The organism is Streptomyces sp. NPDC058701 (assembly GCF_042715295.1).
In the GTDB taxonomy this organism is placed as follows: Bacteria; Actinomycetota; Actinomycetes; order Streptomycetales; family Streptomycetaceae; genus Streptomyces.
The window spans coordinates 170676-196279 of record NZ_JBHXSY010000013.1; the positions used below are offsets into that span (position 1 = coordinate 170676).

25 protein-coding genes, 1 tRNA gene and 1 pseudogene are annotated in these 25604 nt (G+C 73.8%); 12 read left to right on the forward strand and 15 right to left on the reverse strand.

What is annotated here, in order from left to right; translation table 11 throughout:
• Positions 1–347: 347 nt before the first annotated feature.
• A complete protein-coding gene (locus ACFWW8_RS17005) occupies positions 348–1469 on the reverse strand; it encodes a glutamate--cysteine ligase (protein ID WP_386529433.1) in 1122 nt (373 codons plus the stop codon).
• A 213-nt stretch (positions 1470–1682) separates the two neighbouring features.
• On the opposite strand from ACFWW8_RS17005, the gene ACFWW8_RS17010 reads away from it, so the two are divergent.
• From ACFWW8_RS17010 to ACFWW8_RS17030, 5 genes are all read left to right on the forward strand, one after another.
• Positions 1683–2057 carry a PRC-barrel domain containing protein gene (locus ACFWW8_RS17010; protein WP_386529436.1) on the forward strand — a complete coding sequence of 125 codons (375 nt, stop codon included), beginning with the start codon at positions 1683–1685 and terminating at the stop codon, positions 2055–2057.
• Positions 2058–2189: 132 nt separating this feature from the next.
• Positions 2190–2558, forward strand: a complete 369-nt coding sequence (locus ACFWW8_RS17015; protein ID WP_386529439.1) for a PRC-barrel domain-containing protein — start codon at positions 2190–2192, stop codon at positions 2556–2558.
• 164 nt (positions 2559–2722) lie between these two features.
• Positions 2723–3517: a hypothetical protein gene (locus ACFWW8_RS17020; RefSeq protein ID WP_386529442.1), complete on the forward strand. Its 795-nt coding sequence runs from the start codon at positions 2723–2725 to the stop codon at positions 3515–3517.
• A 75-nt stretch (positions 3518–3592) separates the two neighbouring features.
• Positions 3593–3766, forward strand: coding sequence for a CsbD family protein (locus ACFWW8_RS17025; RefSeq protein ID WP_386529444.1), 174 nt, complete (start codon positions 3593–3595; stop codon positions 3764–3766).
• 126 nt (positions 3767–3892) lie between these two features.
• Positions 3893–4678, forward strand: coding sequence for a restriction endonuclease (locus tag ACFWW8_RS17030; protein WP_386529447.1), 786 nt, complete (start codon positions 3893–3895; stop codon positions 4676–4678).
• A gap of 102 nt (positions 4679–4780) precedes the next feature.
• Here ACFWW8_RS17030 and ACFWW8_RS17035 read toward each other — a convergent pair whose 3' ends face one another.
• Positions 4781–5011, reverse strand: coding sequence for a DUF6296 family protein (locus tag ACFWW8_RS17035; protein WP_386529450.1), 231 nt, complete (start codon positions 5009–5011; stop codon positions 4781–4783).
• Positions 5012–5257: 246 nt separating this feature from the next.
• Between ACFWW8_RS17035 and ppk2 the strand changes: the two genes are divergently transcribed.
• On the forward strand, positions 5258–6217 hold the full coding sequence (ppk2, locus tag ACFWW8_RS17040; protein ID WP_386529453.1) for a polyphosphate kinase 2: 960 nt from the start codon (positions 5258–5260) through the stop codon (positions 6215–6217).
• Positions 6218–6417: 200 nt separating this feature from the next.
• Positions 6418–7035 carry a DinB family protein gene (locus ACFWW8_RS17045; RefSeq protein ID WP_386529456.1) on the forward strand — a complete coding sequence of 206 codons (618 nt, stop codon included), beginning with the start codon at positions 6418–6420 and terminating at the stop codon, positions 7033–7035.
• Between the two features lie 74 nt (positions 7036–7109).
• Here ACFWW8_RS17045 and ACFWW8_RS17050 read toward each other — a convergent pair whose 3' ends face one another.
• The 3 genes from ACFWW8_RS17050 to ACFWW8_RS17060 form a co-directional block, all read right to left on the reverse strand.
• Positions 7110–7370 (reverse strand): DUF4404 family protein, encoded by a 261-nt coding sequence (locus ACFWW8_RS17050; protein ID WP_386529459.1) that lies wholly within the window; start codon positions 7368–7370, stop codon positions 7110–7112.
• A gap of 124 nt (positions 7371–7494) precedes the next feature.
• Positions 7495–7911: an ATP-binding protein gene (locus tag ACFWW8_RS17055; RefSeq protein ID WP_386529462.1), complete on the reverse strand. Its 417-nt coding sequence runs from the start codon at positions 7909–7911 to the stop codon at positions 7495–7497.
• 91 nt (positions 7912–8002) lie between these two features.
• A complete protein-coding gene (locus ACFWW8_RS17060) occupies positions 8003–8887 on the reverse strand; it encodes a SigB/SigF/SigG family RNA polymerase sigma factor (RefSeq protein ID WP_386529465.1) in 885 nt (294 codons plus the stop codon).
• 358 nt (positions 8888–9245) lie between these two features.
• Here ACFWW8_RS17060 and ACFWW8_RS17065 point away from each other — a divergent pair, with 358 nt between their 5' ends.
• On the forward strand, positions 9246–10028 hold the full coding sequence (locus tag ACFWW8_RS17065; RefSeq protein WP_386529467.1) for a polysaccharide deacetylase family protein: 783 nt from the start codon (positions 9246–9248) through the stop codon (positions 10026–10028).
• A 57-nt stretch (positions 10029–10085) separates the two neighbouring features.
• Here the strand turns inward: ACFWW8_RS17065 and cpt are convergent, their stop codons facing one another.
• The 3 genes from cpt to ACFWW8_RS17080 all read right to left on the reverse strand — a co-directional run bounded on the left by cpt (position 10086) and on the right by ACFWW8_RS17080 (position 12172).
• Positions 10086–10610 carry a chloramphenicol phosphotransferase CPT gene (cpt, locus tag ACFWW8_RS17070; RefSeq protein WP_386529557.1) on the reverse strand — a complete coding sequence of 175 codons (525 nt, stop codon included), beginning with the start codon at positions 10608–10610 and terminating at the stop codon, positions 10086–10088.
• Positions 10611–10739: 129 nt separating this feature from the next.
• A tRNA-Met gene (locus ACFWW8_RS17075) sits at positions 10740–10813 on the reverse strand.
• A 54-nt stretch (positions 10814–10867) separates the two neighbouring features.
• Entirely contained in the window at positions 10868–12172 is a 1305-nt protein-coding gene (locus tag ACFWW8_RS17080) for an MFS transporter (RefSeq protein WP_386529470.1), read from the reverse strand.
• Between the two features lie 115 nt (positions 12173–12287).
• On the opposite strand from ACFWW8_RS17080, the gene ACFWW8_RS17085 reads away from it, so the two are divergent.
• Entirely contained in the window at positions 12288–13343 is a 1056-nt protein-coding gene (locus ACFWW8_RS17085; RefSeq protein ID WP_386529473.1) for an AI-2E family transporter, read from the forward strand.
• 250 nt (positions 13344–13593) lie between these two features.
• Here ACFWW8_RS17085 and ACFWW8_RS17090 read toward each other — a convergent pair whose 3' ends face one another.
• From ACFWW8_RS17090 to ACFWW8_RS17105, 4 genes are all read right to left on the reverse strand, one after another.
• Positions 13594–15510, reverse strand: coding sequence for a glycoside hydrolase family 15 protein (locus ACFWW8_RS17090; protein WP_386529476.1), 1917 nt, complete (start codon positions 15508–15510; stop codon positions 13594–13596).
• A gap of 161 nt (positions 15511–15671) precedes the next feature.
• Entirely contained in the window at positions 15672–16121 is a 450-nt protein-coding gene (locus ACFWW8_RS17095; RefSeq protein ID WP_386529479.1) for a hypothetical protein, read from the reverse strand.
• A 235-nt stretch (positions 16122–16356) separates the two neighbouring features.
• Positions 16357–17745, reverse strand: a complete 1389-nt coding sequence (locus ACFWW8_RS17100; protein WP_386529482.1) for an AMP-binding protein — start codon at positions 17743–17745, stop codon at positions 16357–16359.
• Positions 17746–17962: 217 nt separating this feature from the next.
• On the reverse strand, positions 17963–18463 hold the full coding sequence (locus ACFWW8_RS17105; protein ID WP_386529485.1) for a hypothetical protein: 501 nt from the start codon (positions 18461–18463) through the stop codon (positions 17963–17965).
• A gap of 275 nt (positions 18464–18738) precedes the next feature.
• On the opposite strand from ACFWW8_RS17105, the gene ACFWW8_RS17110 reads away from it, so the two are divergent.
• A complete protein-coding gene (locus ACFWW8_RS17110) occupies positions 18739–19170 on the forward strand; it encodes a MarR family winged helix-turn-helix transcriptional regulator (RefSeq protein WP_386529488.1) in 432 nt (143 codons plus the stop codon).
• A 72-nt stretch (positions 19171–19242) separates the two neighbouring features.
• Here the strand turns inward: ACFWW8_RS17110 and ACFWW8_RS17115 are convergent.
• Positions 19243–21086, reverse strand: a pseudogene (locus tag ACFWW8_RS17115) (MMPL family transporter).
• A gap of 55 nt (positions 21087–21141) precedes the next feature.
• Between ACFWW8_RS17115 and ACFWW8_RS17120 the strand changes: the two are divergent.
• On the forward strand, positions 21142–21921 hold the full coding sequence (locus tag ACFWW8_RS17120; RefSeq protein ID WP_386529491.1) for an adenosylcobinamide amidohydrolase: 780 nt from the start codon (positions 21142–21144) through the stop codon (positions 21919–21921).
• Here the strand turns inward: ACFWW8_RS17120 and ACFWW8_RS17125 are convergent.
• Positions 21905–22672: an anti-sigma factor domain-containing protein gene (locus ACFWW8_RS17125; protein WP_386529493.1), complete on the reverse strand. Its 768-nt coding sequence runs from the start codon at positions 22670–22672 to the stop codon at positions 21905–21907. The two genes, ACFWW8_RS17120 and ACFWW8_RS17125, sit on opposite strands and share 17 nt — an antisense overlap.
• Positions 22673–22998: 326 nt before the next feature.
• Here ACFWW8_RS17125 and ACFWW8_RS17130 point away from each other — a divergent pair, with 326 nt between their 5' ends.
• Positions 22999–24588, forward strand: a complete 1590-nt coding sequence (locus ACFWW8_RS17130) for a molybdopterin-dependent oxidoreductase (RefSeq protein ID WP_386529496.1) — start codon at positions 22999–23001, stop codon at positions 24586–24588.
• Between the two features lie 99 nt (positions 24589–24687).
• Here the strand turns inward: ACFWW8_RS17130 and ACFWW8_RS17135 are convergent, their stop codons facing one another.
• Positions 24688–25563 (reverse strand): DUF4394 domain-containing protein, encoded by an 876-nt coding sequence (locus ACFWW8_RS17135; RefSeq protein ID WP_386529498.1) that lies wholly within the window; start codon positions 25561–25563, stop codon positions 24688–24690.
• Positions 25564–25604: the final 41 nt, after the last annotated feature.

Genomic DNA, 25604 nt, shown 5'->3' on the forward strand with positions numbered 1-25604 from the left:
CCTCCCGCCGCGGCGCGTCCCCCTCGCCCCGCCCCGCCCGCGCGGGGCGCCGGCCCGCGCCCACGGGCCGGGCAGACGTCCGGTTGCCGTGCGGATCCGGGCGGCAGCTCATCGTGCCGCCGGAGCCCCGACCGCGTGATGGCGGGGGGATGCCACCACGCGGCTCGGGCCCGCTCGGGATCCCGCGCCGCTCACCGCCGCGGGCTCCCTGTATCCCGCTTGTGGCCCGGATGGGGCCCCTCAAACGGGGCGATGTGAGAATCTTTCGACGTCCGCCCGGGGCGCCTGCCTCCGCCGGCGTTCCCTGCGTCCGCCCGTGCTGCCGCGCCCGGACCGTGGCGCCGCGCTCAGGCCGGGGCGCCGGCGGTGATCTCCGCGCAGCGGGTGGCCACGGCGCCGAGCGACCCCTCCGTACGCAGCAACCCGCGCTGCACGCGCGCCCCGTTGCCCCGCTCCAGGAGACCGGCGATGCCCTCCCGGACGCGTTCGTCGTCGCCGTGGTCGGCCAGGGCCTCGCGCACGTGGGCGTAGAGCGCCCCGACGGCCCCCTCGGGCGACGTCTCGCGCATCGTGCCGGGATCGATGAGCGGGCCGTCCAGCCCCGAGCGGCCGGCGCGCCAGGCGGCGAGCCGCAGCAGACCCGTCCCGATCCTGGCCGGCGGCTGTCCGTCCCGCCAGGCGCGGGAGGCGGTCTCGACCAGGCCGCGGACCAGGGCCGCCAGCAGGACCGGGGTCGAGGCGTCCAGGCAGACGTCCGCGACCCTGACCTCCACCGTCGGGTAGGCGGCGGACAGCCGGGCGTCGAAGTACATCATCCCCTCGTCGCGCAGCACGCCGGTGTCGAGCATGGCGCGGACCTGCTCGTGGTAGCGGTCGGCGGACCCGAAGGCGTCGGTGGGTCCGGCCGACGGCAGCCGGTTCCACACCCGGCTGCGGTAGCTGCCGTAGCCGCTGTCCTCGCCCTGCCAGAACGGCGAGTTCGCGCTCATCGCGGTCAGCACGGGCAGCCAGGGGCGGATCCGGTCCAGGACGGCGACGCCCTCCTCGTCCGACTCCACCGACACGTGGACATGGCAGCCGCACGTCAGCTGCTCCTGCGCGGTCAGGCCGAACTGCTCGCCGAGCCACGCGTACCGCGGTCCCGTGTTCAACGAGGGCCGGACCGGGAGCGGGGAGGTGCCGAGGGCCGCGACCAGCGCCCCGGCGGCCGCGGCATGCCGGGCGGCCTCCGCCCGCCACCGGGTGATCTCCTCCAGGAGCTCGCCCATCTCCGTCACCGGTTTGGTGGCGAACTCCACCTGCTCCTTCTGCAGCTCCTTCTCGAAGGTGTGCTCCCGCGGCCCGCCGCCCTCCGGCTGCGCCTGCACGGACCGGTCCGCGGCCGCCAGCACCGCCCCGGACAGGGCCAGCGGCTCGCCGCTGTCGGCGTCCAGCAACAGCATTTCCTCTTCCACGCCCACGCTTCGCATGCCGCCACCCATCGGTCCACCGTTCAGATCGCCCCGCGCCTGCCCTGCCCCGCCCCCGACCATGCGGGCGCCGACCAGGGCCGTTCGCCGGCCGAGGACATCGTTCGGGTTGAGGCGCCGGGCGCGGGGCAGGCGCGCCGTCGACGGAGACGCCGCCGACCCCGGTACGGGCGGACGGGGGCGCCACGGAGCTGATCGAGGGAGTGGTTTCGCGTGACCGAGAACGTGTGGGCCTACCGGGCCGGGGTGGACTACCTGGCGGCGGAACTCACCGGCTACAAGGTCGAGGCGACCGACGGCGGCATCGGCAAGGTCGACAAGCATTCCGACGAGGTCACCGACGCCTACCTGGTCGTCGACACCGGCGTGTGGATCCTCGGCAAGGAGGTCCTCCTGCCCGCGGGCACGGTGACGCGCATCGACCACGAGGAGCGCACGGTCCACGTGGACCGTACGAAGGACGAGGTCAAGGCCGCTCCGGAGTTCCACCGGGACAAGCACCTCGACGACGAGGCGTACCGCCGGGAGCTGGGCACGCACTACGGCTCGGGCGTCTCCGGCATGCCGTTCGGCCTGCCGCCGGCCTGACCCCGACGCGTGAAGCCCGGCTTCCGGGGCACGCGGTGCACCGGGACGGCGCGGTAGGCCCCGTGTCGTCCCTCCCCGCAGACGTACCGACGTACCGACGTACCGAACACAGACCGAAGGAGTTGCGTTCACATGACCGAGCACGGGTGGAGCTACCAGGCGACTTCGGGCTACCTGCCCGGCTCCGATCTGACCGGCTACAAGGTCGAGGCGACCGACGGCAGCATCGGCAAGGTCGACAAGCACTCGTACGAGGCCGGTGACGCCTACGTGGTGGTCGACACGGGAGTGTGGATCTTCGGCAAGGAGGTCCTCCTGCCCGCGGGCACGGTGACCCGGGTCGACCCCGAGCAGCAGAAGATCTACGTGGACCGGACCAAGGAGCAGATCAAGGACGCTCCGGAGTTCGTCCGGGCCACCCACCTCGCCGACCCGCAGTACCGCGAGGAGATCGGCCTGTACTACGGCATCGGCGGCCCCTTCGGTGGCCGGCCCGTGTGACGGCCACGCCGCACCACCCCCCGTGGGGCCGGACTCTTCGACGAGTCCGGCCCCACGGCCGCTTCCGGGACCCGCCCCCTCACCCCTCCCGACGCGGGCCGGCGGCGGGCACCCGCTAGCCTGGCCGCCGGTGGACCGGGTGGGGCGCAGGGGGCGGGAGCGGCATGAAGCACCAGCAGGTACTGGACAAGCTGGCGGCGAAGGGGCACGTGCGGGCCCTGGACGAGGAACTCGCGCGCTGGGTGCACTGGCAGATGGCCGCCCCGCTGCCCTCCCACGAGGAACTGACCCGCGACGTGCTCACCCCGGTGCTCGCCCGCTGGCGCTGCCTGATCGACTCCGAGGAGGCGCGCCCCGAGACGCGGAACGTCGTCCGGGTCGCCCTCGCCACCCTGCTGCACAAGTACGGGTTCCAGGACGCGGCGGTCACCGCGGCCGCGGTCGAGGCGGTGGACGCCCTGGTCCGTGACGTCGTGCTCTCCGACGCCTTCGCGCGGCAGTCCGAGGACATCAAGCGGCTTCTGTGCTCGCCGCCCGTTCCGCTGACCCGCAGGCCGGGTTCGCCGCGTTCCCTCACCTTCCTGCGGCCCGGAGACGTCCTGTCCATCGAAATGGGGGGCCGGTTCCACGCCGCGTACGTGTGGAAGGTGTACGGCCTCAACGAGATCCCCGTGATCGAGTTCTACGCCGGCACGTTCGCGCAGCCGCCCACCGTGGCCGACCTGGTCGACGGCCGGGCGGCGCGGCCGGGCGGCCGCGCCCGCTTCGGTGTCGACGGCCTGACCTACCTGCCGGATCCGGCGAACCAGGTGAGGGCCGTCGCCGCGGCGTACGAGCCGGGCCCGCGCGGCGGCGAACCCGGCCCCGGGCAGGGGCTGTACACGCTGTCGGACGTGATGACCCTCCAGCGGCACATGGCGGACCTCTTCGGCGGGGGAAATTCCGGTTCCGGATCCTGACCTGCACGTTTGGGGGCCGCGATCCGGGTCAGACGGAGCAGTAAGAGTTCCCGTCTCCCCGGGGAGTGATCAGCTGTGTCGAACAACGAGAAGAGCCAGGCCAAGGCGGAGCAGGCCAAGGGCAAGCTCAAGGAGACGGCCGGCCGACTGGTGGGCAACGAGCGGCTGACGGCGGAGGGCCGCGCCGGGCAGGCGAAGGGCGACGCCCGCCAGGCCAAGGAAAAGATCAAGGACGTCTTCAAGCACTGACCCGCCCGAAGCGCCGGTTCGCACGCCGGTGTCCGCCGCGGTCCCGAACCCCTGAAGGGTCCGGGACCGCGGCGCGTCCGCATCACTACCGCGTCACGTCCGAATCACACGAGGGAGGGCTCCCGCATGACGGTGCAGGGGGAAGGCAGGAGGAAGGCCGGGCGCGGTTCCGCGTCGTTCGGGCGCGATGTGGTACTGGCCGTGGGGCTCGCGGGGATCTGTGTGGGCGGCCTGGCGGTCTTCCTCAAGGCCGCCGGAGGCTCCGGAGCGACCGTGCCCGTCGTCCCCGTCGTGACGGTGGTCGTCCTGGCGGTCGGCGTGGCGCTGGCCAAGTGGGGGGTCTCACCCGTCCGGCGCCGCTCCGGTGCGCGGCCGGCCGGCGGCCCGGCGCCCGCCGGGGACCCGTACATGATCGAGGTGACCGCGGTGCTGGACGTGCCCGACGCGGGGGTCCCGGACGTACGAGAGGTGCCGGACGTCGACGCCGGCGCGCTGGACCACGCCGCAGTCGACGCCGACGGATTCGAGCACACGATAGCCGCGCTGTGCGCCCGCGACGGCTGCACGCCCGTGGAAGTGGTGGGCGGCGCGGGCGACCTGGGCGCCGACGTGATCGCCACGACCCCGGACGGGCTGCGCATCGTCGTGCAGTGCAAGCACTACACCGACACCAACCGCGTCGGCTCGCAGGACCTGCAGCGCTTCGGCGGAACCTGCTTCGCCGTGCACGAAGCCGACGTGGCGATCGTCGTCACCACGAGCTCCTACACCGCCCCCGCCCTGGAGTACGCCGAGGGGTGCGGCATCATCTGCGTCGACGGCGAGGCGCTGGCCGCCTGGACCGACCTGGCGTCGCCCCCGCCCTGGGAGTCGGGCAGCCGCGACGTCGCCGCCCGGGTCTCCACGGCCTGAGCCGGCCGCCTCCCGGCGTCCGCGAGCCGAATCGTCTCGTCTTTCTGGTTTTCCGGTCTGGGACGGCGCCGGACGCGGACGCGGGGCGCGGGTGGTCGCGGGTCAGGACGGCAGCGCCCGCGCACGCACCCGGTGGGCAGGTTCCTGGCCGCCGCCGCTGGGCAGCACGCGGACCTCGCCGCGGTCGCTGATCTCGGCCCTGACGATGCCGGTCTCGTCGGCGTACACGGGGTGACCGCCGGGGCCCTTCTGCCCGGTCACGGACACCACCACGATGTCCTGCCCGGACTCGGGACCGTCCTCGAAGACCAGCTCGTACCTCTGCGTCTGCATCCTGTTCCATCCGTCCTGGGGGCGCCGCCAAGCTGCGAGCGGATCGGGTAGAGCTCTCGGCCATGCTCCGCCGCGGCCCGGTGGCGCGCATCTTGCGGGCGTCCGGACGGAGGCGCCGAGCCCCGTGGCCGGGGCACCCCGGCGAAGGGGCCGGGGCCGATTAGCCCGTCAGTGCACGGGTATGCGCCGCAGTGGGCGGTGCGCGGCGGTTCGCGTCGCGGCGGCCATCAGAGGGAGGCGTACGGGATGACCGATCAGGCGGAAGCGCGGCAGCACGAGCAGCTGCTGGACGGGCTCAAGGTCGACGCGAGCCGTCCCGAGCAGCCCGTCCTGCTCGACGGTGCGGGCCTGCCGATCCGGACGTGGCGCGAGAACCACCCGTACGACCGGAAGATCCGGCGCGACGAGTACGAGCGCGCCAAGCGGATCCTGCAGATCGAGATGCTCAAACTGCAGAAGTGGGCGAAGGAGACCGGCGCCCGCATCGTGGTGGTCTGCGAGGGCCGGGACGCGGCGGGCAAGGGCGGCACCATCCAGCGGTTCACCGAACGCCTCAACCCCCGTGGCGCCCGGGTCGTCGCCCTCGACAAGCCCACCGAACGCGAGGCGGGACAGTGGTACTTCCAGCGCTACGTCGACCACCTGCCGTCGGCCGGTGAGATCGTGTTCTTCGACCGGTCCTGGTACAACCGCGCCGGCGTCGAGAAGGTCATGGGCTTCTGTACGGACGAGGAGTACCGGCTGTTCCTGCGCCAGTGCCCGTCGTTCGAGACCATGCTCGTCGAGGACGGCATCCACCTGGTCAAGTTCTGGTTCTCGGTCTCCCGCGCCGAGCAGCGCACCCGCTTCGCCATCCGCCGCGTGGACCCGGTGCGCCAGTGGAAGCTCTCGCCCACCGACATAGCCTCCCTCGACCTGTGGGACGACTACACGGCGGCGAAGATCGCCATGTTCCGCGCCACCGACACGGCCGACGCCCCATGGACCGTGGTCAAGAGCAACGACAAGCGCCGCGCGCGACTCCAGGCCATGCGCCACCTGCTCTGGCGGGTGGACTACGACAACAAGGACTCCGAGGTGGTCGGCGTCCCGGACCCGCTCATCGTGGGCGCCGCCGACACGCTCCTCGAACCCGGTGAGGAGACCACCGACCTCTCGCCGACCCCGCTGGCCGCCCATGCGTCGGGTCCCGGCGCCCACCCCTGAGGGATCGTTCCCCCTGCTTCACTCCGGGCGGCGCCGAACGCGCCGCCCGGGGGCGTCCGTTGACCCGCCCGCGCGGGGAGGCGCACGGAAACGGGGATGCGGCCGGACGGGCGCTGTGCCAGGCTGGCGGGCTCGTGGCTGCTCCTCTCGGGGCCGCGGACCAGCCCGTCCCGCCGGGCAGCACCCCACAGGAGCATGCCGTGATCCCACCCCGCCTGGCCCCGCTGCTGGAGCAGTTCGACTTCGCGGCCGAGCGTCTCGTCGGCCGCATCGCGGGGCCCTCCACGGACAGCGGCGACGGCGCGGAGACGAAGACGGTCCCGATGACGGACGAGGAGTACCTCTGGGAGCCTGTGCCCGACTGCTGGTCGGTCCGACGGCGCGAGGACGGGCCGGGCGCGCGCGCCACGCTCCTGGCGGGCGCCGGTTCCTGGGGGCGCGACGCCGCGGCGTACCCGCACCCGTGGCCGCCGCCCTTCACGACCCTCGCCTGGCGGCTCAGCCACCTCAGCGAGATGCTGACGCTCCGTGCGGAGCACACGGCCGGCGCGCGCATGCGGACCCGCGACGACCATCCCGTTCCGGGGGACGCGGCGAGTGCGATCGCGGCCTTCACCGAGGGCGCGGCGGCCTGGCGCAGGGCGCTGACGGACGCCGGCGAAGCGGCGCTCGACACCGTGGGCCACTGCACGTATCCGCACGGCAGCGACGCGGAGGAACCGTTCCTCGACGTCGTGTGGTGGGTCAACCAGGAGGTCCTGCACCACGGAGCCGAGATCGCCCTCCTGCGCGACCTGTACCGGTCACGTCAGACCTGAGCCCCGGCCCTTCCCCCGGCCGCGCCGGTCTTCTCCCGACACGGGGCGCCGACGGCCACCGTGTGCTCCCCGGTTCAGACGCCCATCGAGGTCAGGCTCTGCGCGATGCTGTTGAGCGTCGCGCCGATGCGCGGGTGCGCGACCTCGAAGCGGGCGAGCGACTGGTTCAGCCCCTCCAGCAGGCCGCCCTCGGCGCCGTGGTCCTCGCGCGCGGACGCGGCTTCGAGCCGCGTGATCAGGTCGGTGAGGTGGGCGCGTTCCTGCGGTGCCAGGGAGGGGTCCGCGGCCTGCTCCCGCAAGGTCGTGAGGGACGTGCGCAGTTCGTGCGTGGGCATCGGTGGTCCTGTCGTCAACGGTCCGTGGCTCTGACAGTGCTCCGGATACCCCGGGTCCGCCCCGTGAATCCGGGGTATCCGGGGTGCGCCTCCCCTCAGGGGCGGTGCATACGGGCGGAGAGGTTCAGCGGGGGAGGGCCGCGATGATGGCCTTGCCCGGACCGAACTGCGGCTGGACGACGGTCACCGACTGGGCGAGGCGCTGCACCAGGGGCCAGCCGAACCCGCCGGTCCGGCCGGACAGGTCGGGGCTGCGGTCCTGGGGGTGGGCGGAACTGGGGTCCTCGACGGTGACCTGGATGAGGTGGCGGTCGGCACGGAGGTGCAGCGCCGTCACCGCACCGGCATGGCGCAGGGCGTTGGTGACGAGTTCGGAGACCAGCAGCAACACGTTCTGGACGGTCGTCTCCGGCGGGGACGGGTTCAGGTCCGCCAGGAAGCCGCACGCGGCGTCGCGTGCCTGGGCCGCGCGCAGGGGCCGGCAGGTGCACTCGAAAGGATGGTCGGCGGGAGAGTCCTCGACCAGGTTCAGGTTCTGCATGGCGTTCACCCCGTTCTGCGGCGGCCCCGTCGATGGGCCTTTCCCGCGCTGACCCCGCGGGACGGGTCCGGGAGCGGGCTCCCGGGCATCGTCAGTTGGTGGCGAGCATGCCCTCGCGCAGGCGGGCGAGCGTGCGGGTCAGGAGACGGGAGACCTGCATCTGGGAGATGCCGAGGCGCTCGCCGATCTGGGCCTGCGTCATCTCCTGGCCGAAACGCATCTGGATGATGAGCTTCTCGCGTCCCGCGAGCTGCTCCAGCAGGGGCGCGAGGCTGTGCAGGTCCTCGAAGAGCTCCATGGCCGGGTCCTCGTCGCCGAGCGTGTCGGCGAGGGCGCGCGGGGCACTGTCGGACGACTCGTCCTGGTCGTTGTCCAGGGACTGGCTGGAGTGGCCGTTCGCGGCGACGAGACCTTCGATGACCTCGTCGTCGGTGAGGTTCAGGTGGGTGGCCAGCTCCCGGACCGTCGGCGCGCGGTCGAGGTCCGCGCTGAGCTCCTCCTTGCCGCGGGCGAGCTGGATGCGCAGCTCCTGGAGCCGCCGCGGGACGTGCACCGCCCAGGTCGCGTCGCGGAAGTGACGCTTGATCTCCCCGGTGATGTAGGGGAGGGCCAGGGTGGTGAACTCGTTCCCCAGGGCCGGGTCGAAGCGGTCGATGGCTTTGATGAGGCCGATCGTGCCGACCTGGATGAGGTCCTCGATGTCGGTGCCGTCGGTGCGGTTGCGGAACCGTCGCGCAGCGAACTGGACCAGGGACAGGTTCATTTCGATCAGCGTGTTGCGTACGTACTGACGCTCCGGGGTGCCCTCCTCCAGGGTGCTGAGGCGGAGGAAGAAGACCTTCGACAGGGCGCGGGCGTCGGCCGGAGCGACCTCGCGGGCGTTGTCGATGCGCGGCAGCTGCGCCGGTACCGCGGCCTCTGCCGAAACCTGCTGGGTCGTGGCGGCGGCTGTCTGCTGCGTGGCGACGATGTTCACTGTCCGCTCCCTGGCGTGATCTCGACTTCAAGGCCGGTGGCATTCCCCGGTGCCGCGGCCGGTGTGGCTGCGCAGCAAGAGCATCGCTTGTGAAGACCACACCCGTCAAGCAATACGTGAAAAACTTTTCGTGAGTCGTGTTGCGTGAAAGCTGTTTGGTGTGATGAATCTATCCAAACGACGCAAAACGACGCCCCTTTGTCGACATTCACCCTTCCTGGGCAGGCGTGGCACGGGATCCGCTGCCCGGGGTCACCGGGATACCGGCCGAACGGACGACGAGGTGACCGTCGCGTCTTCCGTAGCCTGGTTGGCGTACGTGAGATCGGGGGCCGAGCACGAGCGGAAGAGCGCATTCATGGGCATCGTCAGCAGTTCCGGGACCCGGCGGCGGACAAGCGTCACCGTGGCGGCCGCCGTCATCGGCCTCCTCGCCGCGGCGGGAGCCCCGGCCCTCGCCGCGGCGGACGTCCCCGCCGGCCGGAACCCCGCCGAGCCCCCCGCCGGCAGCGCCCCCACGACGGCGAAGGTCCCGCTCGGCATCTCCCGCCTCGCCGAGGGCCCCGGCCACGGCATCGCGATCACGATCGACGACGGCCCGGACCCCCGCTGGACGCCGCAGGTCCTCCAGGTGCTCGAGGAGAACGGAGTCAAGGCGACGTTCTGCATGATCGGGACCGAGGCGCGCGCGCACCCCGACCTCGTCCGCCAGGTCGCGGCCGCCGGGCACCGGCTGTGCGACCACACCGTCGACCACGACGTGACGATGGACCACAAGCCCGTCGCCTATCAGAAGCAGCAGATCCTCGAAGCCAAGGACATGATCGAGAAGGCGGCCCCGGGCGCCACCGTGGACTACTACCGGGCTCCGGGCGGCGCGTTCACCCCGGACAGCCGCGCCATAGCCGCCGCGAGCGGCATGCGGCCCCTGGGCTGGAGCGTGGACCCCAAGGACTGGAGCAGGCCGGGCCTGTCGGCCATCGTGTCCGCGGTGGAGAACGGCCTGCCCCGGCAGCCGACGGTCCTCTTCCACGACGGCGGCGGTGACCGCAGCGAGACGGTCGCGGCGCTGAAGGAGTACCTCCCCTGGCTCACCGCACGCGGCTACACCTTCACCTTCCCGGACCGCACAGCCCCCTGACCCACCGCCCCCTGACCCACCGCCCCACATCCCGGCGCACGCGAGGGTTCGCGCCGGTCAGGGGGTGACGTGGGCCGCGATGGTTCGTGCGCTCGTCAGGGGTTCGGTGTGCGTCGTGTCGACCTCCAGGTCGTAGACCACCCCGCGGTGCACCAGGTCCGCCTGTGACGCGGCCATGCCCCGGACGCGGTCGCCCCGTGCGAGCTCGCGGCCCGCGGCGACCGCGCCGTCGCACCTGACGCCGACCCACAGCACCTCCAGCCCGCCGACGGCCTCCCGCCACCGCCGCTGGGACGCCGCCCCGCCGAGGAACACGTCGTCGATGACAATCCGGGCGCCCGCACGGGCCATCGCCGCGATGCCCTCGGTCCAGGCCGCCTCCAGCGTCCGGAAGTCCGCCCCGACGCGGACCCGGCCGTCCGCCGCGATCTCGATCCCCGCGTCCGACTCCCGCATGCGCGCCGGCAGCGCGTCGACGAACGCGTCACAGCCGAACGCCAGCCACGGATCCGGCAGTTCGGACTGCAGGCACCGCACGATCCCGGACTTCCCCGAGCTGGAACCACCGTTGAGAATGATCATCCGAGTCGTCACCGCGCCACGGTAGGGGAACCTCCGCACGCCGCGAAACGCATCTCGCCGGACGGCGCGGACCGGACCGGAAACGACAGGAGGGCCCGGATCCGCGGGGATCCGGGCCCTCCTGGGCAGTAGCGGGGACAGGATTTGAACCTGCGACCTCTGGGTTATGAGCCCAGCGAGCTACCGAGCTGCTCCACCCCGCGTCGGTGAACACCACCCTACGGCACCGCACGGCGCCCGACCGCCACACCCCCCGGTCAGGACGCCGCGGCGCTCGGCTCGGCCCCGCTCTCCGCGTCCCGGGCCGCCCGCCGGCTCAGCGCGTCCTCGTCGGTGTGCGCGTCGTACGAGATCAGCTTCGGCAGCGCCGCCGCCAGCACGGCCACCGACGCCACACAAGCCAGCCCGCCGCTCCAGAAAGCCGTCCGGGTACCCGTCCAGCCCGCCACGGCACCCGCCCGGACCTGGCCGAGCTGCGGGCCGACGCTGTACGAGAGGACCTCGATGCCGGCCAGCCGCCCGCGCAGCCCCTCCGGGATCGTCTGGTTCCAGATCGTGCTGCGTCCCAGCCCGCTCAGCATGTCGCCCGCGCCCGCCACCGCCAGGCACAGCAGCACCGGCCAGAGCGTCGTGAACCAGCCCGCCGCCGCGATCGCCAGCCCCCACGCCGCGGCCCCGCACACCACCAGCAACCCGTGCCGGCGCACCCGCGACACCCAGCCGCTCGTCAGACCCAGCACCAGTGAGCCCACCGCACCCGCCGCGTACATCAGGCCCAGCGCCCACACGGCGTCGAGCTCGTCCGCGAGGAACGGAAGAATCGCGTTCGGGAACGCGAAGCACATCGCCGCCAGGTCGACGGCGTACGTCCCCAGCAGCACCGGGCGGCTCCACGCGTAGCGCGCGCCCTCGGCGATCCCGCGCAGGGACGGACGCTCGGCGTCCTTCACCGGCGGCGCCGGGGCCAGCCGCACGCACAGCAGCACCGAGACGAGGAACCCGGCGACGGTGACGGCGTAGGCCGAGGCGTAGCCCGCGAACGCGACGACCAGTCCGGCCAGTGCCGGACCGGCGATCGCGCCGAACTGGTAGCGCAGGCCGTTGAGCGCGGCGGCCGCGGCAAGCTGGTCGTGCGGCACGATCCGCGCCATCAGCGAGTCCAGCGCCGGCCGCTGCAGCCCGGTGAGCGCCGACACGCCCGCCGCCACCACGTACAGCGGCCACAGCAGCGGGTCCGGCAGGAGCGCGTTCACCAGCAGCACCAGGGCGAGCACCCCGAGCCCGGCCTCGGTCAGCAGGATCAGCCGCCGCCGGTCCACGGCGTCGGCGAGGGCGCCCCCGTACAGACCGCAGACCACCAGCGGCACCAGCTCCACCGCGCCCATCGCCCCGACCGCCAGCGGCGAGTCCGTCATGTGCTTGATCTGGAGCGGCAGCGCGATCATCGCCATGAACGAGCCGAAGAAGGTGACCGTCCCCTGGTAGAACAGCAGCCGGAAGTCCCGGCCGGAACGCCAGGGAGAGAGGTCGGGCAGTACGGCGGCCCAGCGGGAAGTGCTCACGACGGTCCATCGTCGGCGCCGGCGAACGCCCTCCGCAACGCATTTATCCGCCCCGGACGGGCGAATCCGGCACCGGGCGCGTGCCATGGCGGCCACGCGGTGGCAGCCATGGGACATGCCACCGGTGTCCGCCTTCCTGCGTACGGCCGCGGCCTACGCCTGGCGTCTGCTGGTCGTCGGGGCCGCCGTGTACGCGGTCTTCGCCGTGCTCGGCCGGTTCCACGAGATCGCCGTCGCGCTCTTCCTCGGCCTGGTCGTCACGGCGCTGCTCTCCGTCCCCGTCCGGCAGCTGGAGCGCGTCATGTCCCGCCCCCTGGCCGTCGCCGCCTGCCTGATCGGCAGCGCGGTGCTGCTGCTGGGCGGGCTGGCGCTGGTGGGCGAGGCGGTGGCGGGGGAGAGCACCACCCTGGTGCGGGAGTTCCGCGCGGGCCTCGACAGCATCGAGGCGTGGCTGGAGCGGCCGCCGTTCCGGCTGAACCCGGGTGCGCTGTCGGACGTCCGGTCACGTTTGGGGGACTACCTCTCCAGCCACCGGTCCACCCTGGTCAGCACGGCGCTCAGCGGAGCCGGGCACCTGGTCGAGGTCCTCACCGTGGTCGCCCTCGCGCTCTTCTCCTCCGTGTTCTTCCTGAACGGCGGCGACCGCCAGTGGTCGTGGTTCTGCGCGCAGCTGCCCGACGCGCCGCGCGGCCGCGTCGCGGTCGCCGGGCGGGCCGCCTGGCGCACGTTCACCGGCTACACCCACGGGATCGTGCTGATCGCGGCGACGAACGCGCTCCTCGTCGGGGTGGCCCTGTACTTCCTGGGAGTCCCGCTGGCCGTGCCGCTGGCGCTGCTGGAGTTCTTCGCGGCGTTCGTCCCCCTCGTCGGCTCCCCGGTCGCGCTGGCGATCGCCGCGGTCGTCGCGCTGGCCGCGAAGGGGCCGCTCACCGCCGCCGTGGTGGTGGCCCTGATCGTGGTCATCGGCCAGGTCGAGGGCCACCTGCTGCACCCGCTGGTGATGAGCTGGGCGGTCCGGCTGCACCCGCTCGTGGTGGCCATCTCGGTGATCGCCGGAGCGATCGCGGCCGGAGTGGTGGGCGCGGTCGTCGCGGTCCCGCTGGTCTCCGTGACCTGGTCGGTGTACACGGCCCTGCGCGACAGCCGCCCCGGCACGGCCGCGGGCCCCTGACGGCCGGCCACGCGCCGGCTGCGCCGCCGCCGACCCGGTCGTCGGCCGCGCGGGAACGCGACGGCCTCCGCCCACCCGGCGCCGGCGGACAGACGCCCGGACAGCGGGGCGATCATGCAGGCGTACCCGTCGCCCACGAAGCCGGCGACGCCGATCGGGTCCCGCGCGTTCAGCAGGCGCCGCGGGTCCCTCGCGGTGGCGGCGCTCCGGGTCCGCATCGCCCCGGACTGCCGTCCGGGAACGGCCGTGCTCACCCGCCCCCCGGCCGCCGTCCGAGCGAAGTGCTCTCGTCGGGGCGCGCGGCCCCGTCGAGTTCGGCGTCGAGGGCGACCGCCGCGGTGATCAGGGCGAGGTGGGTGAAGGCCTGCGGGAAGTTGCCGAGCTGCTCGCCCGTCGGGCCGATCTCCTCGGCGAACAGCCCGACGTGGTTGGCGTAGGTGAGCATCTTGTCGAAGGCGTAGCGGGCCTGCTCGATCCGCCCCGCACGGGCGAGGGCGTAGACGTACAGGAAGCTGCACAGGGAGAACGTGCCCTCCGCCCCCTGGAGGCCGTCGGGCGAGGCGGCGGGATCGTAGCGGTAGACCAGGCTGTCGGAGACGAGCTCGTCCTCCATCGCGTCCAGCGTGGAGAGCCACCGCGGATCGCGGGGGGCGATGAAGCCGACGAGGGGCATCAGCAGGAGCGAGGCGTCCAGGACGTCGCTGCCGTAGTGCTGGACGAACGCCCGCCGCTCCGTGCTCCAGCCGCGCGTCATGACCTGCTCCAGCACGGCGTCGCGGGCCGCGGTCCACCGGACCAGGTCGGCCGGCCGGGCGTTGGCCGTGGCCTGGCGGATGCCGCGGTCGAAGGCCACCCAGCACATGAGACGGCTGTAGGTGAAGTCCTTCCGGCCGCCGCGGGTCTCCCAGATGCCCTCGTCTGGGCGGTCCCAGTTCTCGCACAGCCAGTCCAGCACCTCCGCGCAGCGCATCCAGCCGTCGTAGCCGATGATGTTGGCGACCCGGCCGGGCGCCGCGAGGGCGTAGACGGCCTCGCCGTAGATGTCGAGCTGGAGCTGGCCGGCCGCGCCGTTGCCCGTGCGGACCGGGGCGGAGCCCCGCCAGCCCTGCAGGTGGTCGAGGACCTCCTCGGTCAGGTACGGGTCGCCGTCGACGCGGTACATGATCTGCAGGGGCTCGCCGTTGGGGGCGCGGCCCTCCGCGAGGCGGTGCCCGAGCCAGTCACGGAACGCGTTCGCCTCCTCGGTGAAGCCGAGGTCGCGCATGGCGCGGACCGACAGCGACGCGTCGCGGACCCAGGTGTAGCGGTAGTCCCAGTTGCGTCCGCCGCCCTCCTGCTCGGGAAGTCCCATGGTGGCGGCGGCGATCGGGGCGCCGGTCGGCGCGTACGTCATCAGCTTCAGGGTGATGGCGGAGCGGTTGACCATCTGCTGCCAGCGGCCGCGGTACGTGCAGCGGCCGATCCAGCCGTGCCAGAAACGGCGCACGTCGACGAACGTGTCCACCATGTCGGCCATGGTCACCGGCGGCGGGGCCGCGCCACGGGCGTCACAGACCGTCAGGACGACGGCCGCGTGCTCGCCGGCCTCCAGGGCCACGGAGGCGTGCACGTCCGGGCCGTCGATCTCCAGCGACAGCGGACCGACCGCCTGCAGGTGTGCGGTGGTGCCCGGCCCCTCGAAGCGCGCGGTGGCTCCGTCCGAGGTCAGTGCGTGGGGGAGCCGGCCGTAGTCGAAGCGGGGGCGGCACTCCAGAGTGAAGCGCACCGCGCCGCGGACGACCCGCATGAAGCGGACGATCCGGTGCCGGTCGGTGACGGTGTGCGGGTCGTGGACCGGCATGAAGTCGACGACCTCCCCGACGCCCTCGGGTGTGAGGAAGCGGGTGATGAGGACGCCGGTGTCCGCCAGGTAGAGCTGGCGGGTGGTGACGGCGGGCGGGCCGTACGCCGCGCCGTGGCCGCCGTCCGGGGCGGGCGGTGTCTCCGGGGCGTCGGCCGTGATGGCGAAGTGGCCGCCGCGGTCGTGGTCGAGGAGGCCCGCGAAGATGCTCGGCGAGTCGAAGCGGGGCGAGCAGAACCAGTCGAGCACGCCGTCGGACGAGACCAGCGCACAGGTCTGGAGGTCACCGATCAGGCCGTGCTCGGCAATGGGCGGGTAGCGGCGCATCGGCCCTCCGGGGCTGGCGGCGGCTGCGAGACCCCCAGGGCGTGGCGGGGGCCACGGCCTGGGGGCGGGTCACGCGGGGTTCTCGCGCGTCCGGCCTCCCCGGGTCCACGGCCGGGCCGCGTGTGCGGCGTACGCGGACGGCGAGGCCGTGGCCGGATCCGTCACGCGGTGCGGGAGTCCTGGCGGAGGCTGCCGGTGCACAGGGCCCAGATGACGAAGAGGCCGATGGCGATCGACACGATGGCCCAGATAGGCGTGTAGGGCAGCCACATGAAGTTCAGGATCACGCTGATCCCGGCCAGGGCCACACCCATCACGCGGGCCCAGTCGGCTCCCTTGAAGAGGCCGGCGCCGACGATGATCAGGACGATGCCGAGGAGCAGGTGGATCCAGCCCCACGCCGTCACGTCGAGCTTGAAGGTGTAGTTGCCCAAGCGGGTGTAGACGTCGTCCTCGGCGATTCCGGCGATGCCCTTGATCACGCCGAGTACGCCGTCCACGAGGAGCAGGACGGCGGCGAACACGGTGCCGCCGGCCGCCCAGGCGCTTCCGGTGTCGTGGGATCGGTGCTGGGCGGGGTTGGAGGGCTGGGGTGTTGTGTGCTGGGCCACGGGATGCTCCTTGACCTGAGGGAACGCCGCTTCAGGCGCGCCTTCAGCCTTCGGCCGCGGACGGGGTAGGGACACCGGAGCGCGGCCGTTCGGGTGAATCCGCTCCGCGGGGCCGCCCCGGATGCACGGCGTCCGCCGGTCGGCGGGCCCTCCCGCGGGGCGCGTCCGAGCCGATCGGGTTCTCCTTGCCCGACCCCCTGACCTGCGGCATCCGGCATCCCGAGACGCGGGCCCGTCACACGCCCGAGGGGGCTCCGAGGGAGGCGGGCAGCGGGGGGCCGTCGAGGCGGCCGGTCACGACCAGGCCGCCGTCCGGGGAGCGCCGGGCGAGGACGCCGGTGCGGAGGTAGCCGTCGGCGGTGAAGGCGCGCGCGTCGTGCTCCGGCGCCCGGTAGTAGCCCCGCGGGGTGTACGGACCGCGGGCGAGGAGCTCGCCGGGCTCCCCGTCGGGCACCTCGCGGCCGTCCGCGCCGACCAGGCGCACCTCGTCGTCGGGCGAGAGCGGGCGGCCGTCCACGGGGGGCGCGGTCCCGTCCGGACCGGCGGGCCCGGTGAGGACGAGCGGCCCCTCGGCCCCGCCCAGGACCTGCTGCGCACGACAGCCCCAGGCGGTACCGATCCGTTCGGCCGTCACCGGGTCCGGGGCCGCTCCGCCGACCTGCACCAGCCGCAGGGAGCCGCCGCCGGCCCGGACCGCGGGAGGCGCGTCCAGCCAGAGCCGGGCGACGGAGGGCGTCACGGCGGTGACGGTGACCCCCTCCCGGGCGACGACGGGGAGGCACACGGCGGGATCCGGGTCCTCGACCAGGACGACGGTACCGCCGACGGAGAGGGTGCCGATGATGCCGGGGGCCCCGAGGACGAGGTTCGACGCTGCGGGCAGCGCGGCGAGGTACACGTCGTCCCCGCTGAGCGACACCAGTTCGGCGGCGGCCCGCGCCTGGTACGCGTAGTCGTCGTGGGTGCGCGGGACGAGCCGGGGCGTCCCGCCGGCGCCGCCGGAGAGCAGCAGGAGCGCGACCTGGCCGGCGCTCCGCTCGGGCACCCGGTCGGGCGGGGAGTCGACGGAGCCCAGCGGAAAGTAGTGGCAGCCCGACGGGTCGGTCGTGAAGCCGCCGTACGGGGAGGAGCCGCCCGGCGCGTCGAGGGGGAACACCCGCCGCAGGAAAGGGCCTTCGGCGGCGATGTCCGCGGCCATCACCGTATGGTCGAAGCCCCGGTACACGGCGGGGGCGACGTAGCCGACGGCCTGGGTGAGCCGCACCAGGGGGGACACCTCGGCCGCACGGTACGAGACCGGGCAGAGCACGGGGACGGCACCGGCGCGCAGCAGTGCGAACACGGTGACGACCCACTCGGGGACGTTCGGCAGCTGGACGACGACCCGCTGCCCGGGCCGCAGGCCGCGCAGCCGGAACCCGGCGGCCATGCGCTCCGCGCGCCGGTTCAGCTGCGCGTAGGTCAGGCGGGTACCGCCGTGCACCAGCGCGGTCCGCGGTCCGTACCGCCGGGCCCAGTCGCGCAACAGGTTGTCCAGCGTGTACCCGCGCCAGTGCCCCGCCGCCCAGTAGCGGTCGACGAACTCCCCGGGCCAGGGCGTACAGCCCTCCAGCACCACAGCCATGCGCGTTTCCCCGTCCCCCGCCGTCCCGGTCCCGGCCATCCAATCCGCCCGCACCCCGGGCCACCATGGGCGTGACGAATCACGGACGCCGCGCCCCGTCGGCGGAAAGCCCAAGGGACGCCGCCGACCAGGAGGTTCACCCCGGACAGCAGGCCTGCGCCGTGCCGCACGGACCGGGCCGGGCAACGCGGACCCGGCACGATCCGAAAGAGACGGCCTAGTACCGCAGAGCCGTGCCGGTCTCCGCCGCGACCGTGCCGGACAGCTTGTGCGTACTGCGCGCGGTGCCCTGCTCCGTCGCGTTCCCGGGTACGTCCGACACCGTCACCACGACCGTGTCGAGCAGGTTGCCGCTCTCGTCCTTCATGTTCACCTGCACGGCGAACGACTTCGCCGAACCGTCGGTGTTCTTCACGGAGACGGGAACCGTCGTGAAGCCCTCCCCGTCGGTCGCGGGCGCACCCAGGGTCACTTCCGCCTTGGCGTCCACACCGTCCTTGACCTCACCGAGCTTGTCCTTCGCCACGGCGGCGGCCGACGCCGCCGCGTCCGTGGCCTGGGACGCCGCGGACGACACCGCCGCCCCGGCGGACTCCACGGCCGACGCGGCCTTCGAGGCAGCGGCGCCCGGATCGCCGTCCCCCGAGCAGCCCGCCGCCCCCAGGGCGAGCACCGCCACGGCCACACCGGCCAGGCCACGCATCCGTACGATCGCCATCACGCCTCCTGAAGTTGTTCGTTCCGTCCAGTCAAGGCCGTGACCGCCCGCACGCGGGGCATCACCCGCACGCCATCCGGGTGACGCCCCCGCGGGCACGTGCGCAGCCGCCCCCGGCCCGCCGGCCGCCGCGGGCCCCGGCTCCGCCCCCGGCCCGCGGCGGCCACACTGGGACCGTCCCGCCCAGGGGATAGTCTGTGCGGGTGGAGGCGGCTGACCGGCGAGAAGACGACGGACCCCGTGCCGGGCGGCCGGGTACCGGCGACGCGCGGCTGATGGCCGTCGCGCGCCACCTGCGCCACATCAACGGCGAGATGAACGGCCTGATCCACCGCTTCGCCGGGGAACAGGGCCTGCACGCCACGGACATCCAGGCGCTGGGGGCGATCCTGGACGCCCCGTTCCCGCTGACCCCCGGAAGGCTCGGGCAGCACCTCGGGATCACCTCGGGCTCCGTCACCGCCTGCCTCGACCGCCTGGAGAGGGCGGGACACGTCCGGCGCGTCCGGGACTCGGCCGACCGCCGCGTCGTACACCTCTACTACGAGCCCACGGCCCGCAAGGTCGCGGCCGATCACTTCCGCGTGCTGGCCCGGGCCACGGAACGCGCCCTGGAGCGCGCCGGCGAGGCCGACGCCGCCGGCGCGCTCCGCTTCCTCGCGCTGCTCGCCGAGGAGTTCTCCGCGGGCGGGCCCGGCGGCGCCTGAGCCCCGGGGCCCCGCCCGCGCGCGACGGTGTACGGGCGGGGCCGGCTCCGCGGAGAACCCGGCTCCGCGGACTCAGTGCGTACGCGCCGCCGCGGGCTCGTGCTCCGGCGCCGGGGCCGGAGCCGGGGCGGTGGGCCTGCTCAGCCGGCCGGGCCACCAGGCCCGGCGGCCGATGTCCAGGACCAGCGCGGGCACCAGGAGCGAGCGGACCAGCAGGGTGTCCATCAGCACCCCGAACGCGACGATGAACGCGATCTGCAGCAGGAAGGCGAGCGGGATCACCCCGAGGGCGGCGAAGGTGGCCGCGAGCACCACCCCCGCCGAGGTGATCACACCGCCCGTGGCCGTCAGCCCGCGCGTCACGCCCTCGCGGACCCCGTGGCGCAACGACTCCTCGCGCACCCTCGACATCAGGAAGATGTTGTAGTCGACGCCGAGGGCCACCAGGAAGACGAACCCGTAGAGCGGGACCGAGGAGTCGGTCCCGGTGAACCCGAGGACGTGCCGGAACACCAGGGCCGAGACGCCCAGGGTGGCGAAGAAGTTCAGGGCGACCGTGGCGACCAGCAGCATCGGCATCACCAGCGAGCGCAGCAATCCGATCAGGATGAGCAGGATCACGGCCAGGACCACCGGGACGATGAGCGCCCGGTCCCGTTCGGCGGTCCGCTGCGTGTCGTAGGCCTGCGCGGTGTAACCGCCCACGAGCGCTCCGGCGTCCGGCACCGCGTGCACGGCCTGGCGCAGCCGCACCACGGTCGCCTTCGCCGCCGCGGTGTCCGCCGGGTCCTCCAGGGTGGCGTCGACGCGGATCCGGCCGTCCGCGATCAGAGGCGATTGCGGATTCCCCTTCTCGGTCACCACGGCGGCCGAGGCCACGCCGTCCGTCTCCTCGACCGCCCGCCGGACCTCCGGCAGCCGGGCGGCGTCGGCGATCACGACGGCCGGATTGCCGGAGCCGCCCGGGAAGTGCCGGCTCAGCTCCCGCTGACCGGCGACGGACGTCGCCTCGTTCACGAAGATCTCGTCGAGCGGTACGCCCCCGGAGCGGAGGGTCGGCGCGAAGGCCGAGCAGGCGAGCAGGCCCACGAGCACGACGGACCACACCGTGCGCGGGGCGCGGTCGACGAGCGCGGCGGTCCGCTCCCGGATGCCCCGTCCGCCGTTGCCCGGCCGGACGCGGGCGGGCCAGTACGCCCGGCGGCCCAGCAGCACCAGCGCGGCGGCGAGGAAGGTGAGCGAGCTCAGGACCGCGCACACGATGCCGATGGCGCCCACCGGGCCGAGCGCCCGATTGTTGGTCAGGTCGCTGAGGAACAGGGCGAGCAGGCCCAGCGCCACCGTGCCCGCACTGGCCACCACCGGGCCGGCCGACTGGCGTAGGGCGGCGCGCATCGCGGTGAAGCGGTCGTCCCCGTGCTGGAGTTCCTCGCGGAAGCGCGCCGTCAGGAGCAGGGCGTAGTCGGTGGCGCCGATCACGAGGATCGAGAGGATCCCCTGGACCTGGCCGTCCACGCGCACCAGCCCCCGGTCCGCCAACGCGTAGACGACGGCGCACGCCGTGCCCAGCGCGAACACGGCTCCGATGATGATCAGTACGGGGAGCAGGAGGCTGCGGTAGACGAGCAGCAGGATCACCAGGACGGCGAGCAGCGCCACGCCCAGGAGCAGGCCGTCGATGCCGGCGAAGGCGTCCGACAGGTCGGCCTGCGTCGCGGCGGGGCCCGTCAGCCGGGCCGTCGTCCCGCAGACGAGGGAGGCGGCTCGGCGCTCCTGGGGAGGAAGGCCGCCTGGTCGTTGGTGGCGACCTCGCCGAGCTTGCCGGCGTACGGGCCCAGCGTGCCGCCGATGCCGAGCCACGCCACGAGGAGGAGGGCGGGGACGAGCCATCTGGCCAGTCGGGGAGAGGGGGACATGGTGCTCCTGGGGCAGAGTTCTCTCGATAGCCGCATATCTTGATGGTCAAGATATATGGGTGCGAGGATAGCCCCTCGCCCGTCGCGGTTACCCTTCCCTGTGATCTCCGCCCCACGCACCCTCGTTCCCCTGTCGTCGGCCACGGAGCTGTCCCGCGTCGAGGACGGACTGCGCCTGCCGCTGCTCGTCTGGGCCCCGGGTCCCGGCTGGCTGATGCTGTCCTCGGCCATCCTCGGAGGGGGCTGGGGCGAGCGCCACTGGGTGATGAACGCCCAGGTCCCGCCGGGCTACCGGCGCCACGACCCCGACCGGCACCTGGAGGCCCTGGCCCGGGGCGCACGGCTCGGCGGCCCCGGAGCCGCCTTCATGACCGCGGCCCGGGTCGGCGCCCACGGGTACGCACACGACGGGGAGGCCGAGGCGCTGGTGACGGCCGGTGTGGGGGTGCACGGCTGGGCCGCCTCGCCGGAGCCCGCCGGTGACGGGCCGCCGCCGGCCGGCACCATCAACATCATCGTGGCCCTTCCGGTCCCGCTGTCGCCCGCCGCGTACGTGAACGCGGTCGCGACCGCCACGGAGGCGAAGGTCCAGGCGCTGCGGGACGCCGGAGTCGACGCGTCCGGTACGCCCACCGACGCGGTCTGCGTCGCCGCCCCGCACCCGCGGCCCGGGCAGTCGTACGAGGTCTTCACCGGCCCCCGTTCGACCTGGGGCGCCCGCCTCGCCCGGGCCGTGCACCGGGCGGCCTACGACGCCTGCGTCCGCGACCTGCGGGCCCGGGGGGCGGCGGGGTGCGGCGCCGACGTGAACGCGGCGGTCAGGCGCGGAGGTTGAGCAGCATCAGGGGGCTGGACGCGGGGCGCGCCGAACCGGCTTCGACTTCGGTTTCGGTTTCGGCTTCGGCTTCGAGGGTCAGGCCGACGGCGAGGGCCCGAGCCGTGTCGCCGTGCAGCAGGACCGCGCCGTCGCGGCGCATCGAGCCGGCCGGGCGCATCGTGCCGTGGTCGTCGAACCACAGCCGGTAGACCGAACCGGGAGGCGCCGGGGGGAGGCCGGAGGCGACGAACACGGACCGGTTCAGCAGGGCCGAGGTCACCACGGACGCGGTGGCGCCCCCGTGGATGCGCCCGTGCACGGTCCGCGCGTCCGGCGCGGCCATCACCGCGGACAGCGCCCGCGCCTGCCCGACCGACAGCAGCGCCCCGGGTCGCGCCTTCTGGATCCGCTGGTGCTGCCAGACGGCCGCGGAACCGAAGGCGGCTGCGGCGATACAGGCCGCCAGGACCAGGGGCCCGGTCCTGCGCGTCAGGCGTACGAGCGGCCCGGCCGGCCGGTCGTGGAGGGTGGGCGGGCGCGACTGGCGGACGGCGCCGATGTCGCGCAGGACCGCCTCCCTCGCGCCGGGGGGCGGGGGCAGGCACACCGCGGTGCCGAGGGCCGCGGACGTGGCTCGGAAACCGGCCACCTCCCGGGCGCAGACCGGGCACCGCTCCAGGTGCGCGGCGAAGGTGCGGTGCTCCTCGGCGCCGAGCGCGTCGAGGGCGTAGGCGCCGGCGAGGGCGTGCGGATCTTCTTCGTGTCTCATCTGGTCACCCCATGCGGTCGCGCGGCGCGGCGGGTACGCCGCCGCAGGTCGGTCCTGCCTGCCGGGAAGCGGGCCCGCACCGACGCCCGCCCGGCGCCGTCGACCCACCCGTCGCCTGCACGGTCTTCGGAACGGAGACCCGTGAGGATTGGCCGGGGGCAGGGCCCGCCCGTACGGCTGAACGCAGTTGGAGCAGGTGCCCGCCCCGGCCGGGCAACCCGCCGGGCCACCGCCGGACCGCCACTCCCGGACCGGGCGGACGCCGGGGAGAGGTCGTTCTCCCTTCCGTAGGAGGTGGGACCAATCCGCCGGACGTGGCGGCGCGAATGCAGGGTGTGAGCACCTTCCGAACGACCTTCGCCCGCGGACTCAGGGGCGCCGCGGCCGGCCTGCTGGCCGGATTCACCGCCCTGGCGGTCGCCGAGCTCGTCGCCTCCCTGGCGCGGCCGCAGGCCGGACCGGTGACCGTCGTCGGCGGGGCGGCGATCGACCGCACCCCGGCGGCGGTGAAGGACTTCGCGATCCGCACCTTCGGCGAGAACGACAAGCTCGTCCTCCAGCTCGGCATCCTGGCCACCCTCGGCCTGCTCGCCGTCGCGCTCGGCCTGCTCTCCCTGCGCCACCGGCGCACCGGCGCCGCCGGCGTGCTGCTCTTCGGCGTCATCGGCGCGGCGGCCGCGCTGACCCGCCCCGACACCCAGGGTCCCGTGGACGCCCTGCCCTCCCTCGTCGGCGCCCTCGCGGGCGCCGCGATCCTGTACTTCCTGGCCGGACGGGCCGCCCCGGCCGCCGGGACGGAGTCCCCGGACGGAGCGCCCGACCGGCGCTGGTCGCGACGGGGGTTCCTGGCCGCGGCCTCGGTCACCGCCGTCGCCGCCACCGGCGTGGGGGCCCTGGGCCGTACGCTCTCCGGCCGCCGGGGCCAGGGCGCCGTGGCGTCGAGGGAGGCGCTGAAATTGCCCGCGCCGGCCTCCCCGGCCCCCGCCCTGCCGGCCGGCGTCCAGCTGAAGGCCCAGGGCATCAGCGCCTTCACCACGCCGAACAAGGACTTCTACCGCGTCGACACCGCCCTCGTCGTCCCCCGGGTCGACGCCGACACCTGGCGGCTGCGCATCCACGGCAAGGGGGTCGCCCGGCCCCGCACCTACTCCCTCCAGGACCTGCTCGAACGCCCCCTGATCGAGCGCGACATCACCCTGACCTGCGTGTCCAACGAGGTCGGCGGCCCCTACATCGGCCACGCCCGCTGGCTCGGCGTCCGCCTCGCCGACCTCCTGCGCGAATGTGGGGTCAAGCCCCCCTCGAAGGGCGGCCCGGCCGATCAGCTCGTCGCCCGCTCCGTCGACGCAATGGCGCTCGGCTCCCCGGTCGAGGACGTCATGGACGGCCGGGACGCGCTCCTCGCCGTCGGCATGAACGGCGAACCGCTCCCCTTCGACCACGGCTTCCCCGTACGGATGATCGTGCCCGGCCTCTACGGGTACGTGTCGGCCTGCAAGTGGATCGAGGACCTGGAGCTCACCACCTTCGACGCCTACGACGCCTACTGGGTCAAGCGCAGGTGGGCCCGCAAGGCGCCCATCAAGACGCAGGCCCGCATCGACACCCCCAAGCCCTTCGCCCGCCCGGCCGCCGGCGCCGTCGTCGTCGCCGGGGTGGCGTGGGCCCAGCACCGCGGCATCGAGCGCGTCGAGGTACGCGTCGACGACGGGCCCTGGCAGGACGCGGACCTGGCCCCGCAGGCCGGTGTCGACACCTGGCGCCAGTGGTCCTACCCGTGGAAGGCCACGGCCGGCGGTCACACCCTGACCGTCCGGGCCACCGACGGCACCGGCGCGGTACAGACCGAGGAGCGCGCCCGGACCGTCCCCGACGGTGCCAGCGGCTGGCACAGCGTCTTCGTCACCGCCGGATAGGCGCGCGGCGGACGCCTCGGCAGGCCGCAAGCACCGGTACGGCACATGCCCGCGGGCCGGGACTCCCGACGGAGTCCCGGCCCGCGGGCGTGCGGCCCGCTACTCCTGGTTCAGGGGCAGCGCGATGTCCGTGACCTGCTGCCGGGCCGGGAACGCACCGCGCCCGGTCGCCTTGCCGTTCAGCACGTTGATCTCGTACAGCCCGTACGAGCGGCCCGTGCTGATGGTGGCGAAGCCCTTGTTCAGGCCGCTCTTGACGGAGTAGTAGATGTCGAAGCCCGCGTTCGGCGCGGCGTTGATGCCGAGGTTGCCGGTCGGCGCCAGGCTGCCCGCGTTGGCGGGGGACTGCAAGGAGATCCGGTCGGCCGCGGTGTCCAGGTCGAACAGGGAGGTGGCCGTCGCGGCGTTCAGGTCGTTGTTCGTGTAGGCGGCGCCGGTGACGCCCGTCGCGGTGGACGGCGGCATGGTGGGGTTGGTCAGGGTGCCGTCGACGGTGGTGCCGAGCGGGGCCCCGGCGTCGTCGATGTTGTGGCGCAGGTTCTGCCCCGTGTCGGAGATGATCCGCAGCCGGTTCGCGGCCGGGTTGAAGTCGACGCCGAACCGCGCGCCCGACAGGGCGACGGTGAGCTGCGAGACCTGGGCGGCCTTCGCGTCGGTGGTGCTGAGGGTGTAGACGCCACCGCGGTCGCCGACGCCGTACAGCTTCTCGTTCTGGACGCGGAAGTCGATGCCCACGAGCTTGGTGTCGCCCTGCAGGCCGGACACCCTGCCGAGAGGGAAGGTCGTGGACGGCCTGTCGACATCGAACTCCACCAGCCTCTGGTCGGCCGTCAGGCCGACGGCCCGCAGACCGGCGTGCGCCATGGCCGGCGCGGCTTCGCGCGTGCCGCCGGTGTCGGCCGTGGCGAACGCGGGGGCCGCGCAGAGGGCGGCGAGGGCGGCTGAGACGGCCATGACAGTGCTGCGAGTAAGCATGTTCACCTTTCGGAGACGTGCGTACCCCCGCCCGGATCCGG